Source organism: Micromonospora deserti (assembly GCF_003236335.1).
Lineage (GTDB): Bacteria > Actinomycetota > Actinomycetes > Mycobacteriales > Micromonosporaceae > Micromonospora > Micromonospora deserti.
The window spans coordinates 1-13,883 of sequence record NZ_POUB01000158.1; the positions used below are offsets into that span (position 1 = coordinate 1).

The window sequence follows — 13,883 nt, forward strand, 5'->3', positions numbered from 1 at the left end:
CCCATGGCCGGAACCATCCCGCCGGCGCCGAGCTTTCCGCCCGCGCCCAGCCGACCACCGGCGCCCCGGCCGCCACCGCGACCGGCGCCCTCCGCGCCGCCCATCATCGGCGCCAGCCCGGCGGCGACCGGCCGACCGAGGGCACCACCGCCCGGGATCATGCCGCCGCCGGCACCACCGCCAAGCCCGCCGCCGCCCAGCCCGCCGGACCCGAGACCGGTGGTGCCCGACAGACCACCACCACCGAGGCCGGGGGTGGTGGCGGCGCCGGCACCGGCCAGTCCGCTGCCGTAGTCGTCGGCGAGGCTACCGCTGCCCGGGTAGCCTCCGGTGCCGGGCGGGTTGCCGGTGCCCGGGTCGTAGCCACCGGACAGGTCGGGGTGCGCGCCGGAGCCGATCCCGGGAGAGCCGGTGCTGGGCACCCCGCTCGTGCCCACCGACGGCGAGCTGCCGAGACTGCCGGTTTCCGGCTTACCGCCGATGTTCGGCACGCGACCGGTGCTGCCGGTGCCCGTGTCGCGGTTGAGGTCGGGCGTCGTCATGTCCGGGTCCCGGTTCAGCGTCGGCCCGACCTCCCCCGGGGTGCCCGAGTCGATGGTGGAGTACTGGCCGCTGACCTTGGTGTAGACCTGCGCGGCCTCCTCGGACCTGTCGTTGATCCAGTCAGCCAGCGAGCTGATCGGGTCGAGCAGGCCCAGGAAGTCGGGCTTGACCTTCATCTCGAAGAAGCCGGCGCTGATGACGATCCGGCCGTTCCGGGCCTCCAGCACGTCGTTGACGCAGCTGGCGGGGATGGGGAACTCGCGCTGCGCCTCGGTCAGCCGGTCGGCGGCGTCCCGTAGCGACTGCACGATGCCGTTGTGGTTCTCGGCGTCCTCGACCAGCCGGCCGGTACTCTTCGCGATCCCCTCGATGTGGGTCTTGAACGACTCGTACGCCGGTCCCTTCCAGACCTGCCCGAGGTCCTTGACGTTGGTCTCCAGGTTGCGCTTGACCGTGTCCAGGTTCTTCAGCAGCTGCTCCCAGCCGAGAGCGGCGCTGGCGACGTCGCCGGGCCTGCCGTCGACGACGATCTGCTGACACATCTCTTCCCAGCTCGGCATGGGTCACTCCCCCGATCAGTGGTCGCCGCTGTTGCTGGAGGCGGTCTGGAAGGCGCGCTCCATCTCGGCGGCGGACATCGCGTTCGCGCGCTCGGCCGTCTCGTAGTTCTCCTTGACCTCGCGCAGCGCGTTCGCCGCCTTGTAGAGGTCGTCGGCGAGCTGCCGTAGACCGGTCTCGGTGCTCCGGTAGAGCCCGGCGTGCTTCGCCGCCAGGTCCGTCGCCCGGTCGAAGGTGCCCAGCGGGCTCTTCGCGCCCCCGGCCGCACCGCCGAGGGCCCCCGCCGCATCGCCGCCCATCAGGTCCTTGATCTCCACCATCTTGTACGACTGCTTGTTGAGGAAGTCGGCGTGCTCCTCCAGCCACTCGATGGCTTTGTCGAGGCTGCCGGCGTCCCACTCCGTCTCCGCGCCGGCGCCCCCTTCGCCGGGGACGAGCCCGCTCGGCACCCTGGCCCGCTGGACGTTGTCCATCTCGATCCGGTCGTAATTCACGAACGGTGAGACGTGGGGCGCGACCGGCACGTCCGGCGTGTCGATCGTGACCCGCTCCGAATACCGGGTCCTGTCGTCCGTCATCGGTTCCTCCCCGTCGCCGACTGACAATCTGGCTTACTGGTGCTGCCCGCCGCCCCCTGGCGGCGGCGTGGGCGCTCCCGGTGGCGGCGGCCAGGCTCCGGGCTGCTGCTGCCCCCGCACGCCCGGCGGGACGTAGGGGCCCGTGCCGGGCGGCGCGGGCGGGTGACCCGGCTGGCCGTACGGCGCCGCGGCGCCCGGCTGCTGCGGGGCAGGGCCGTACGGACCCGGTACGCCGCCGGGCGGCGGGCGGTACCCGGGCCCGGCCATCGGCGGCCCGGCCGTCGCCGCGGGCGCGCGGTGGCGACGGGAACGGCGTACCAGCACGATCACCAGGACCAGCACCGCGAGCGGCACGGCGAGGCAGAGCGCGATCTGGACCACCGCACCGGTGCGGTCGGTGACGCCGACGGAGACGAGCGGCCCGTCGTCGCCCGTCCCCTCGGAACGCTCCGGCGCGCCACTCTGCCCGCCGCCGGCCACTGGCGCCCCCGCGAGCAGCGGGTTCGCCGTCACCGGCGGCACCGACCGGGTCAGCGCCGCGAGCGGATCCACCGCGCCGAAGCCGAACCGGTCGTCCCGGCCGGCGGGGCCCTCGTCCCGGGCGGTACGGATCAGCCGGTTTACCACGTTGGCCGCGTCGAGGTCGGGGTGCTTCGCGCGTACCAGCGCCACCACGCCGGAGACGAGCGCCGCCGCGTCGCTGGTGCCACTGCCGACGCCGTAGCCGTTCGGCGACACCGAGGTGGGCCGCGGGGAGATGATCTCCTCGGAGGGTGCGGCCAGGACGGCCTCCGGCCCGGTGGTGCTGTCGGGGAAGATGCCACCGTTGCGGGCCAGCCCGGTCACGGCGATGACGCCGGGGATGCTGGCCGGATTGATCACCTTCGAGTCGCCCTGCCGCCGGTTACCGGCCGAGGCGACCAGGACGACGTTCTTGTCCAGGGCGTACCGGACGGCGGCCATCTCCTCGGCGGTCGGCGGCCGGTCGACCCCGAGCGACATGTTGATCACATCCGCTCCGGAGTCGGCGGCCCAGCGGATTCCCTCCGCGAGCTCCCGCGGGTCATACCGGTTGGCGGTGGAGATCGGCAGGATCTTCGCCTCGGGGGCGATGCCGAGGTGGCGCATCTCGCCGCCGCCCCGCGCGGCGATGAGACCCGCCATCCCGGTGCCGTGGCCGATGTCGTCGTCGGTGCCCCGACCGTCGGCGGTCGCGGCGGAGTTCAGGCCCCGCCCGCGCAGGACCTGGCCGCGCAGGTCGGGCACATTGGGGTCGACACCGGAGTCGATGACGGCGACCGTCACGCCCCGCCCCTTGGTGATCTTGTGGGCCTGGGGGATCTTCAGCGTGTCGAGGTACCACTGCAGGCCGCGCACGGTGTCCGCGCGGGCCGGCACGGGGGCGACCAGTGGACCGGAGCCGGCAGCGGCGACCACCGCCAACGCGGCGACGGCCGACCTCAGCACCGGCCGCGAACGCTTCCCCCTGCGCATGACTCTCCCAGGACCTCTCGGCTCACAACGCGCCGCGGCTCCGGCCCGGCCGAACCGGACCGGAGCCGCGTCGACGATTGTGTCAGCCCCACACCTTGGCGTTGCTCATCTCGGTGGTGACGTAGTTTTCGCGGGCGATGCCCACCGCGCCACCGATGTCGTTCAAGATCTTGTTGATGTCCCGCACGGCGGCGTCCCACTGCGCCTGGTGCTGCTCGTACGCGGCACGGTCCTGACCGTCCCACTGGAGCTTCGACAGCATCGAACGCAGCGTGTCGAGCTTCTCGTCGATGGTGCGCGAGATCGTCTGCATCTGCTGGTTCGCGCTCTCGAGGACCGCATAGTCAACCTTGATGCTCATCAGTTCCTCCCCTGCTCGTCTCGGCTGATCACGGGTTGAGCGCAGAGTGGAACTTGTCCAGCATCTGCTGCTGCTCTTCGTCGTTGACCTGGTGCGTCGTACCCGACTTGTCGAGCAGGTCGGCGATGCTGTCCATCGCCGTCAGCAGCTTGGCCGTGTCCTCGTTCCAGCGCTGCATGAGCGACTGGAAGCCGGTGGACGCCTGCCCCTTCCAGGCGATAGCCAGGTCGTCGACCACGTTCCACAGCTTCTTCAGCTCGCCGTCGACCTCGCTGCGCGTGGACCGCACGTCACTCGCGGCGGTATGCAGAGTCGCTGCTTCGACCTCGAACGCCATGCTTCACACCCTTCCGTCATCTTGTGGCGGCGGAACTGCCGCGCCCTCCCCCGCGGCAAGGCGAACACCCCACCGACGGACACTCCTGTGAAGAACGGTAGCGGACGGCATCCAACCCGCGCAGCCCTCCTCGGCGTCGCCCGGCCCACACCGTCCAATCAGGACCGTTGCCGGACGGCGTCACCGTCCGTCGACACGGCCACGGGGCGGCACCTCGGCCGGCCGGGGAAACCCGCTCCAGAGCACCGTCCACCACCGCGGCGGCGACGAGGGGCCCGGGCACCAGCAGACCGGTCGCGGCCGGCACCAGCAGCAATCAGGCCGGCTCGGACCACGCGGTCTGGATCAGCTGCTGGCCGTCGCGGCGGCGCACCAGCGTGCCCCGGCCCGGCGGCTGCGGGCTCGGGCGCAGGGTGCCGAAGACCGCGCCCTCCTCCCGGTTGCCGGACATCAACAGGCCGGGCGAGTCCAGCTCGCGCAGGCGTTGCAGCACCGGCTCGTAGAGCGCCCGCGCCACGCCGCCGACACGGCGGGTGACGATCAGGTGCAAGCCGATGTCCCGGGCCTGGGGCAGCAGGTCGTGCAGGGCACTGAGGGGGTTGCTGCCGCCCGAGGCGACCAGATCGTAGTCGTCGACCAGGATGTAGAGGTCCGGCCCCTTCCACCAGCTGCGGTCGCGCAGCTGCGCGGTGGTCACGTCCGGGCCGGGCAGCCGGTTGGACAGCGCGCTGCGGATCGAGGCGAGCCCCTGCGCGAACACCTGATTGGACGGGGCGTAGTCGAGCAGGTGGTCGCCCTCGACCGCGCCGAGCAGGCCGCGCCGGTAGTCGGCGATGACCAGCCGGGCCTGCGCCGGGGTGTACCGCTCGGTGATGCCCTGGGCGATCAGCCGCAGCACGTTGGTCTTGCCGCACTCCGCGTCGCCGAAGACGGTCAGGTGCGGTTCGTTGGCCAGGTCGAGGTAGACCGGGGCCAGCGCCGCCTCGTTGACGCCGATCGGCAGGCCCGGCGCCGAGCGGTCGACGACCCGGGCCAGCTCGCTGACGGCCAGCCTGCGCGGCAGCAGCCGTACCTTCGGCGCCGGCCGGCCGGGCCAGGCGGCCGCCACGTGCCGCGCCAGGGCGGCCGACGCCTCGGTCAGGTCGTCGATGTCGCGCCGGCCGTCGATGCGGGAGATCGCGGTGAGGAAGTGGAGCTTGTCCCGGGTCAGACCGCGGCCCGGCGATCCCGTCGGCACGTTCGCCGCGGCCCGGCGGTCGATCTCCGACTCGTTGGGGTCGCCGAGCCGCAGCTCCAGCTTCGTGCCGAGCAGATCCCGCATGTTGATCCGGATCTCCGCCCAACGCACGGCCGTCAGCACCACGTGGACGCCGAAGCCCAGCCCCCGGTTGGCCAGGGTGGTGATGGTCTGCTCCAGCTCCTCGTACTCCTGGCGCAGCGTGTTCCAGCCGTCGATGACCAGGAAGACGTCCCCGAACGGGTCGTCGGCGAACTCGCCGGCGGCTCGGCGCCGACGGTAGCTGGCCACCGAGTCGATGCCGTGCTGGGCGAACCGGACCTCCCGGTCGTCGAGGACCGCCACCACCTCGGCCACCGTACGCCGCACCGCCTCGACGTCCCGCCGCCCGGCCACCCCGGCCGTGTGCGGCAGCGCCTCCAGGCTGCGCAGCGCCCCGCCGCCGAAGTCGAGGCAGAAGAACTGCACCTCGCGGGGCGTGTGGGTGAGCGCCAGCGAGGCGAGCATCGAGCGCAGCATGGTGCTCTTGCCGCTCAGCGAGGCACCGACGATCACCACGTTGCCGCCCGCGCCGGCCAGTTCGACCATCATCGGGTCGCGGCGCTGCTCGTACGGGCGGTCCACCACGCCGACCGGCACGGTGAGCTGCCCCCGGCCCCGCCAGGAGGCGGTGCAGAGCCCGTACGTCTTGTCGGCGCTCAGTGGCGGCAGCAGCTCGCCCAGGCCCGGCGGTTCGGCCAGCGGTGGCAGCCAGACCTGGTGCGCCGGCCGCCCCCGCCCCGTGAGCCGGTCGATGATCACGTCGAGCATCGCCACGGTCTTGCCGTCGGCCGGCTGCTCCGGCTCGGGCGTGGCCGGCACCGGCAGCTGCGGGTTGCGCAGCGGAACGAAGGTCACCCCGTACGGCACGATCCGGCGCTGGACCATCGCCTGCGACGACGCGGCGGCCTGCCCCGGCGCCCGGTACGGCCCGGACACGTACGCGGCCCGGAACCGCAGCATGGTGCTGGTGTCGGTCTTCAGGTAGCCGTGGCCCGGCGCGTTCGGCAGCTCGTACGCGTCCGGTACGCCGAGCACGATCCGGCTCTCCACCGCCGAGAAGGTCCGCAGGCCGATCCGGTACGACAGGTGGGTGTCCAGGCCGCGCAGCTTCCCCTCCTCCAGGCGCTGGCTGGCCAGCAGCAGGTGCACGCCGAGCGAACGGCCGAGCCGGCCGATCATCACGAAGAGGTCGATGAAGTCGGGCTTGGCCGCGAGCAGCTCGCTGAACTCGTCACAGATGATCAGCAGGCTGGGCATCGGCTCCAGCGGCTCGCCGGCCGCCCGGGCCTTCTCGTAGTCGAACCGGGAGACGTAGTTGCCGGCGGCCCGGAGCAGCTCCTGCCGGCGGACCATCTCACCGGCGAGCGCGTCCCGCATCCGGTCCACCAGCGGCAGCTCGTCGGCCAGGTTGGTGATCACGGCACTGGTGTGCGGCAGCGCCTCCAGGGAGGCGAAGGTGGCGCCACCCTTGAAGTCGACCAGGACGAAGTTGAGTTCCTCGGAGGAGTGCGTCACCGCCAGCGCGCCGACGATCGTCCGCAGCAGCTCGCTCTTGCCGGAGCCGGTCGCGCCGATGACCAGGCCGTGCGGGCCCATGCCCTCGTGCGCGGACTCCTTGAAGTCCAGCTCGACCACGTTGCCGTCGGGACCGACACCGAGCGGGATGCGCAGCCGGTCCCGGTGGCTGCGCGGCCGCCAGGTCTGCTGCACCTCGATCGTGGCGGCGTCGCCGACGCCGAGCAGGTCGGGCAGCTCCATGCTGCGCGCCAGCGGCTCCTCCGACGTGGTCTGCTGCTGGGACAGCCGGTACGGGGCGATCTGCCGGGCCAGCCCCTCGGCGGCGGCGAGGCTGAGCCGGTCCGGCCTGCCGAGCCGGGACGAGGAGGCGCCGCGGACCAGGTCGAGGGAGCTGCCGTCGCCCACGTCGAGGCAGAGCAGCCACCGGCCGGCGTCCCGGGGCACGGTGCCGGAGAGGTCGATCACGGTCGCACCCAGGAGCCCCGGCCCCATCAGCTGGCAGGTCGCCGAGACCTCCCCGCCGTCGATCACCACCACCAGGTGCGGGGCGCTGGTCAGCGGCTTCGCCTCGGGGGCGAAGCGTGGCCGGTTGGCCAGCTCGCCGGCGAGTGACTCCTCCACCTCGGCCAGGCTGGCGAAGACCAGCCGGCGGGCGCCGGCCGCGTCCGTCCGGGCACTGTGGTGCGCGTGCGGCAGCCACTTGGCCCAGTCCCAGGCGCCCTGCCGGTCGGGCGCCGCGACCACCGCGACGACCAGGTCGTCCGGGGCGTGGAAGGTGGCCAGCTGGCCCAGCGCGGCCCGGGTCAGGTCGAGCACCGGCTCCCGGTCGCCGCGCAGCACCACCCGGCTGAACGCGCGGACCGACAGCGCGGTCGGCAGGTCCGGCACGGAGGAGTGCGCCCGAACGAAGCGGCGCAGCGCGATAGCGCTCATCGGTTCCAGGTCCTCGACCGGCTTGGTCTCCGGCGGGACGATTTCCACCGCGAGGCGCTGCGGCCCGGTGGCGATCCGGGTCTCGCCGAAGTCGTCCTCGGTGATCCGTCGCTCCCACAGGCGGCGGGACGCGGCGATCGACCAGAGCGCGTCCGGCTCCGGGTGCCGCCAGGCCATCGCCGCCCGCTGCTGCTCGGCCGCGCGCCGGGTGCGCTTGCGCATCTGGGCCAGGTAGCGCATGTAGTCGCGGCGGTCGGCGTTCAGTTCGGCCTTGTCGTTGTTGCCGTGGCTCAACGACCCAACCGCCATGCCCAGCATGGAGATGCCGAAGAGGCCACCCGCGATGTACGTCATCATGCCGCCACCACGGCCGGCGTAGAGGAACGCCATGGCGCCCACGCCGCAGAACATCGGCAGGATCATCAGCAGCTGCCCCATCCCGCGGGGCGTCGGTTCGGGCAGCTCCGGAGGAGACTCCAGCAGCACCTCACCGCGCGGCAAGGCCGGCCCCGGCTGACGCGGGAGCCGGCGGAACACCACCGTGCTCACGGCTGTCTCCTCCCCAGAAGCGGCCCGGACGAAGGCCTGCGAGCGACCGGAGTCGTCGGGTGGGCATCGTACGTGCCCGCCATCGTAGGTAATCTCCCGTGGGCGTCAGGGACCCGTGGGGCGACGCCGCCGGCCAGGGGTGATCGTAGAAGAGCGACGAGGAGGCCACTGTGGCGACGAAGACGGCGACCGGCGGCCTGAGCCGGATCACCATCGTGGCACCCCGCACCCGCATGGACCTTGCGCTGCCGTCGGACGTACCGCTGGCCGACCTGCTCCCGACGCTGCTGCGGTACGCCGGCGAGGACCTCGCCGACGAGGGCGTCCGGCACGGCGGCTGGGGGCTCGCCCGGCTCGGCGGGCAGCCGCTCGACGGTGGTCGTACCGTCGCGCAGCTGGGCATCCGCGACGGCGAGGTGCTCTACTTCAACCCCCGGTCCGCCGCCGCGCCGGAGATCGTCTTCGACGACGTGGTGGACGCCGTCGCCACCGCCACCAACCAGCGACCGGGCGCCTGGCAGGTCGGCACCACCCGGTCCTTCGCGGTGCTGTTCGCGGCCGCGGCGCTCGGCGCCGGCGCGCTGGCGGCGCTCTTCGCCGGGCCCCCGCAGCTGCCCGGCGCGCTGGCCGCCCTGGTCGTCGCGGTCGCCCTGGTGGTCGCCGCCGCGGTGCTGTCCCGGGCCGCCGCCGACAGCGCCACCGGGTCGGTGCTGGCGGTGACGGGTCTGGGGTACGCGGCGGTCGGGGGCCTGCTGCTGCTCGCCGGTGACCGCACGTTGACCGGCCTCGCCGCCCCGCACGTGCTGCTGGCCGCGACCGCGGTGGTGCTCTTCGCCGCGGTGGCCGCGCTGGCCGTCGGCGACCGGCTCCCGCTCTTCTTCGGCGCGGTCGCGGTGGGCGCCGCCACCGGCTTCGGCGCGCTGCTCTGCCTGACCTTCGGCATCGGGGCACCGGCCGCCGCCGCGGTGCTGGCCGCGGTGGCGTTCGGCACCGTGCCGGCCCTGCCGATGGCGGCCTACCGGCTGGCCCGGCTGCCCGTCCCGTCCATTCCGACCGGCCCGGACGACCTGAAGACCGACACCGAGTCGGTGGACGGCCGGCGGGTGCTCCAGCTCAGCGAGCGCGCCGACGAGTTCCTGACCGGTCTGCTGTGGACGGTGTCCCTGGTGGTGCTCGGCGCCCAGGTGGTGCTCGCGCTCAACGGCCGGCTGCCGGCGGTGCTGCTCTGCCTCGTGCTGGCGCTGCTGTCACTGCTGCGGGCCCGGCCCTTCCTCGGCCGCGCCCAGCGCACCCCGGTGCTCTTCGCCGGCACCGCCGGGCTCGGCCTCACCGCGGCGGCCACGTTCACCGGCGGCTCGATGCCGATGCGTCTCGGCCTGATCGTCGGCGGGCTGCTGCTCGCGGCCGTGGTGAGCCTGATCTACGGGCTCACCGTGGCCGGCAAGCGGATCTCCCCGGTCTGGGGCCGCCTGCTGGACATCGTGGAGATCCTGCTGATCATCGCACTGGTCCCGCTGGCCGTCTGGGTCCTCGGCCTCTACGGCTGGATCGTCAACCTCCGCCCCTGAACCGGTATCCACCCGGCGGCACGCCGGGCCGGTCGATGGCGTTATCGCCGTCGTGCACGTCCCGTCCGGGCTCAGGGGGTGAGGGCGACGACGGTGGCGACCGGTGCGGCGGCGTAGACACCGGGGGCGTGCTGGCCGTCCAGCGGCCGGGCCGACGCGCCGCCCCGGCGGGCCACGTCCCGCACCACCTTGACCAGCGCCTCCACGTGGTCGTCCATGGCGGCCACCCGCAGCAGCGGCGGCGCCAACCGGCCGCCCGGGAGCACCACGGCCGCGAAGGTGTGGGACGGGGCGGAGGTCGCGGTCACCGCGTCCACCAGCGCACCGTACGGCGCGTCCGCCCGGGCCCGCAGGGCCAGGCAGCGCTGCGTCCAGCCACCACCGCGCAGCCCCGTCCAGGTCTCCGCAGGCGGCGCGGGCGCCAGGTCCAGCCCGGCCGCCGAGACCACCGCCGCCCGCAGCTCGTCGCGGCTGAGCGGCCGGTGCGCGAGGCCCGCCGCGTTCAGCGCCTTGCCGAGCCGCCCGATGCCGGCCGACAGGGTCCGGTGGACGCCGGGCATGCCGCCGCCGCGGCTGACCGTCTCGACCCGGGCGTCCCGCACGGTGAGCCGCAGGGCCACCCAGACCGTCCGGTACGCGGCCGGCGGCGCGCCCGGCGCCGGGTACCAGACCAGAGTGTGCGAGACCACCTGGGCCCGGGACACCGGGCCGCTGAAGTCGGTGAGCACCCGCAGCGCCCGGTCCACCACCGACGCCTCGACCGTGCCGGCCGGCGCGCCGGCCCGGCCGTGCAGCGCCACCGCCGCGAACCAGCCCTGGCCGTCCTGCCCGATGCCCAGCCGGGTGCCTCGGTCGGTGAGCTCGGTCACAGTCAGCTCCGGGGCCAGGGCGGCCAGCCGGGAATCGGCGGCGACACCGGCCGCGAGGGTGCTGCGGGCCCGCTCCCGGCGGCGCCGCAGCCGCCGGCGCAGCAGCAGGTCTTCGTACCACCAGCGGCCGCCCCGACGGGCGAAGGCCGCGACCACGACCAGCACCGCGGCGAGGGCGACGAGGCCGACCAGCCAGCCCGGCCCGCCCAGCGCCGCCCAGACGGCCAGCGCGCAGAGCTCCAGCACCACCAGCTGGCCCACCACGACCGGGCCGAGCCGGCCGCGCTCGCGCCGGTCTGCCGGGGTGACCGGCCGTTCCGCCGCGGTGGCCGGGGGTGGGGCCGGACGACCGGGTGGCGCCTGAACCTGCGTCATCGGTGGCAGTCCCTTCTGGATGGTTGGGCATCCCGTCGTGACCCGGGGGGCGGGCGCTGGTCCCGGCGACCCGTCGACGGCCCCTTATCGTAGGGAAGCCCGCGACACGACTCGGACCTGATCGTCGCGGACCCACCCCGCCGGAGGTAAGCATGCGGACCCGCCGCGATCAGGTGCAGGCGTACCGCTTCGTCACCCGCCGCATCGTCTCGGCGCTGTTGTCGGGCGACCCGGAGACCAGCAACCTGCCGATGCGGCGGCTCGGCATGGCGGTCTTCGGCAGCGTGATCGCCGCGGCGGTGGTGCTCGGCGGTGCCGGCGCGTACGGGCAGCTGACCGGGAACACCGCGCCGCTGGAGCAGAACACGCTGGTGATCGAGCGGGAGACCGGCGCGACGTACGTCTTCCTGGACGGCCAACTGCACCCCACGCTCAACTACGCCTCCGCCCGCCTGATCCTCAACGAGGCGGACCCGCAGGTCCGCACCATGTCCCAGCGGTCGATCCGGGACCGGCCGCGCGGGCGTACCGTCGGCATCGTCGGCGCGCCCGACGCGCTGCCAGACCGCAAGTCGCTGATCGGCCTGCCCTGGTCGGTCTGCGACGTGCCGGACCCGTCCGACCCGCGCCGGTCCGGCACCCGAGTGGTGATCGACCGGCCGCTGTCTGGCGGCACCCCGCTGGGCGAGCGGGCGGTGCTGGTCCAGGTCGGCGGCCAGCGTCACCTGCTCACCGGCGACGCCCGGTTGCAGGTGGTGGGAGGCGACTCCGCGCTCGCCGCGCTGCGGATGGCCGGCACGCCCACGCTCACCGTCGGCCAACAGCTGCTCAACGCGGTGCCGGCCGGCCCGGCGCTGCGCGAACCCGCCATCGCGGGCGAGGACGAGCCGACCAGCCGGACGATCGGCTCCGGCCCGGCCCGGATCGGCCAGGTGTTCCGGGCGGCGGGGCAGCACTACGTGCTCACCCGGGAGGGCCTCGTCGCGATCGGCGAGATCAGCGCGTTACTGCTGCTGCGCGACGGCGGCCAGGTCACCGACATCACCCCCGACCAGGCCGGCCGACTGCTGACCGAACAGCGGCTGGAGGAGGCGGGGATGCCGTCGGCCCTGCCCGCGCTGCATCCGGTCCGGCCGGGCCAGACGGTGCTCTGCGCGACCTACCGGGCGGGAGCCGGCGGTGCGCCGCCCAGCACCACGCTGGAGGTGTTCGACCGGGCCCCGGCGGAGCTGTCGGCGGGCACGTCCGGCCCGGTACCGGTGCGGCAGACCGCCCGCGACGGCGTCCGCACGGCCGAGGCCGTGCTGCTGCCCGGCGGCAAGGGCGTGCTGGTCCAGGCCGCCCCGGGGGCCGGCGAGAGCGGCACCGCCGCGCCCGGGTCCACGGTTCATTTGATCAGCGCCCAGGGGGTCCGCTACCCGCTCGGCGTCGGCGCGCTGACGGCGCTCGGCTACGAGGGGGCCACCCCGGTGGTAGTGCCCGCGTCGCTGCTGGCGCTCATCCCCACCGGCCCGACCCTGGTCCGCGAGGACGCGCTGTCCTATTTCGAGCCCGGTGCCCGGGTGACCGCGCCGGCGGCGACCGCCGGCGCCTCGCCGGGTGCCGGCGGCTGAGCCTCGCCGGGCGCCGGCGGCGGGCCGCCGGGCGGGTCGCCGGGCTCGCGCCGGTCGACTAACCTGAGCTACGCAACGGATTCGACCATGACGTACGGGGATGCTGCCATGACCGGGCGCACGACAGTCGACCTGATGTCCCTGGAGGACTTCCACCTGAAGCTGGCCGACCGGCTGACCGAGGCGGAGAAAACGTTGCGGAAGCTCACCACCGAGATGCAGTGCCGCCCGCCGGCCCTCGGCTCGTTCACCGACGCGACCAGCAACGCCCGTCGCTACTCGGAGATCCAGCAGTCCTATGTGGATCAGGTCGGGCGCCTGCGCGACGCGGTGGAGGCGGCGCAGAGCGCGACCGGCACCATCCTCGCCAACTACCGCACCGCCGAGGCGCGCAACGCGGCCAACTCCGCCGACATCGCCGCCGCCCTCAGCGGGATCGACGACGCGCTGAAGCGGAAGGGGGAGCCGCGTGTCTGAGTACATCCAGCGCTATCAGCACGTCAGCCATCAGCAGCTGTACGACGGCGTGATGGCCGGCAAGCCGAGCCAGGTCGATGGCGTCGCGGCCGACTGGACGTCACTCAAGGGCATCCTCGACGACCTGCGTCGCGACCTCAGCGGCGACCTCGACAAGCTCGCCAACACCTGGACGGGCGCCGCGGGGCAGGAGTTCCAGCGCCGGTTGACGCTCATCGCCGAGTACGCCGACACGCTGGGCCAGGGCATGGCGGACGTCAGCCGGGGGCTCACGCTGATGGCCGACCAGCTGCGCACGGCGCAGCAGCAGGCGGAGAGCCCGGCCGAGACCGACGACCACGACAAGGCGGTCTCCGGCGCGGTCAAGGGAGCCGTCTTCGGCGTGCCCGGCATCGTGGTCGGCGGCCTGCTCGGCCACCAGCAGGACAAGGCCGAGCAGGAGAAGGCGCACCAGCGCATGGTCAAGGTGGTGGCCGACCTGGCCGCCGGCTACGAGGTCTCCGCGTACGGCCGGCTACTCCCACCGCCGCCGCCGCACCCGGACACTCCCGGCACGGTCGACCGGGGCCGGTCGACGCCGCGCAGCGGTCCCGGCGCCAGCACCCCGACGGCGGCTCCGACCGCGACCGGCCGCACCGCGCACACGGGCGGCGCCACCACGGCGGCACCCGACCGGCCGTCCGCCGGGCCCGGCTCCGGCTCGGGCACCCCGGTCACGGTGGGCAACGACGCCGGGGGCACGGGTACGCCGGCCGGTGGGCCGGGCGCCGCGGGCGGCGGCACTTCGCTGGCGGGGGCCAATCCGCTGCTCGGCAACGCGCTGCCGACGGG

At 74.1% G+C, this 13,883-nt stretch carries 11 protein-coding genes; 4 read left to right on the forward strand and 7 right to left on the reverse strand.

What is annotated here, in order from left to right; genetic code table 11:
- From C1I99_RS20575 to eccCa, 6 genes are all read right to left on the reverse strand, one after another.
- A partial coding sequence (locus C1I99_RS20575; RefSeq protein ID WP_146604003.1) for a WXG100 family type VII secretion target occupies positions 1–1,103 on the reverse strand: 1,103 nt, incomplete at its 3' end.
- 15 nt (positions 1,104–1,118) lie between these two features.
- On the reverse strand, positions 1,119–1,679 hold the full coding sequence (locus tag C1I99_RS20580) for a hypothetical protein (RefSeq protein WP_111135854.1): 561 nt from the start codon (positions 1,677–1,679) through the stop codon (positions 1,119–1,121).
- Positions 1,680–1,712: 33 nt separating this feature from the next.
- On the reverse strand, positions 1,713–3,146 hold the full coding sequence (gene mycP, locus C1I99_RS20585) for a type VII secretion-associated serine protease mycosin (protein WP_158554086.1): 1,434 nt from the start codon (positions 3,144–3,146) through the stop codon (positions 1,713–1,715).
- A 109-nt stretch (positions 3,147–3,255) separates the two neighbouring features.
- Positions 3,256–3,534, reverse strand: a complete 279-nt coding sequence (locus tag C1I99_RS20590; RefSeq protein ID WP_111135856.1) for a WXG100 family type VII secretion target — start codon at positions 3,532–3,534, stop codon at positions 3,256–3,258.
- A gap of 28 nt (positions 3,535–3,562) precedes the next feature.
- Positions 3,563–3,871 carry a WXG100 family type VII secretion target gene (locus tag C1I99_RS20595; RefSeq protein WP_111135857.1) on the reverse strand — a complete coding sequence of 103 codons (309 nt, stop codon included), beginning with the start codon at positions 3,869–3,871 and terminating at the stop codon, positions 3,563–3,565.
- A 316-nt stretch (positions 3,872–4,187) separates the two neighbouring features.
- Positions 4,188–8,150, reverse strand: coding sequence for a type VII secretion protein EccCa (eccCa, locus tag C1I99_RS20600; RefSeq protein ID WP_111135858.1), 3,963 nt, complete (start codon positions 8,148–8,150; stop codon positions 4,188–4,190).
- Positions 8,151–8,320: 170 nt separating this feature from the next.
- On the opposite strand from eccCa, the gene eccD reads away from it, so the two are divergent.
- Positions 8,321–9,718, forward strand: a complete 1,398-nt coding sequence (gene eccD / locus C1I99_RS20605) for a type VII secretion integral membrane protein EccD (protein WP_111135859.1) — start codon at positions 8,321–8,323, stop codon at positions 9,716–9,718.
- A gap of 71 nt (positions 9,719–9,789) precedes the next feature.
- Here the strand turns inward: eccD and C1I99_RS20610 are convergent, their stop codons facing one another.
- Entirely contained in the window at positions 9,790–10,962 is a 1,173-nt protein-coding gene (locus C1I99_RS20610; protein WP_111135860.1) for a type VII secretion protein EccE, read from the reverse strand.
- Positions 10,963–11,114: 152 nt separating this feature from the next.
- Here C1I99_RS20610 and eccB point away from each other — a divergent pair, with 152 nt between their 5' ends.
- The 3 genes from eccB to C1I99_RS20625 form a co-directional block, all read left to right on the forward strand.
- Positions 11,115–12,575, forward strand: coding sequence for a type VII secretion protein EccB (eccB, locus tag C1I99_RS20615; RefSeq protein ID WP_111135861.1), 1,461 nt, complete (start codon positions 11,115–11,117; stop codon positions 12,573–12,575).
- A 108-nt stretch (positions 12,576–12,683) separates the two neighbouring features.
- Positions 12,684–13,052, forward strand: coding sequence for a hypothetical protein (locus C1I99_RS20620; RefSeq protein ID WP_111135862.1), 369 nt, complete (start codon positions 12,684–12,686; stop codon positions 13,050–13,052).
- Positions 13,045–13,883: WXG100 family type VII secretion target (locus tag C1I99_RS20625; protein ID WP_146604004.1), on the forward strand; the 839-nt coding region annotated here is incomplete at its 3' end. The genes C1I99_RS20620 and C1I99_RS20625, both read left to right, overlap by 8 nt.

Bases quoted from the DNA above. Each gene is read 5' to 3' on its own strand.
- C1I99_RS20580 (WP_111135854.1), bottom strand. From the start codon at position 1,679: ATGACGGACGACAGGACCCGGTATTCGGAGCGGGTCACGATCGACACG.
- C1I99_RS20590 (WP_111135856.1), bottom strand. From the start codon at position 3,534: ATGAGCATCAAGGTTGACTATGCGGTCCTCGAGAGCGCGAACCAGCAG.
- C1I99_RS20595 (WP_111135857.1), bottom strand. From the start codon at position 3,871: ATGGCGTTCGAGGTCGAAGCAGCGACTCTGCATACCGCCGCGAGTGAC.
- C1I99_RS20610 (WP_111135860.1), bottom strand. From the start codon at position 10,962: ATGACGCAGGTTCAGGCGCCACCCGGTCGTCCGGCCCCACCCCCGGCC.
- eccB (WP_111135861.1), top strand. From the start codon at position 11,115: ATGCGGACCCGCCGCGATCAGGTGCAGGCGTACCGCTTCGTCACCCGC.
- C1I99_RS20620 (WP_111135862.1), top strand. From the start codon at position 12,684: ATGACCGGGCGCACGACAGTCGACCTGATGTCCCTGGAGGACTTCCAC.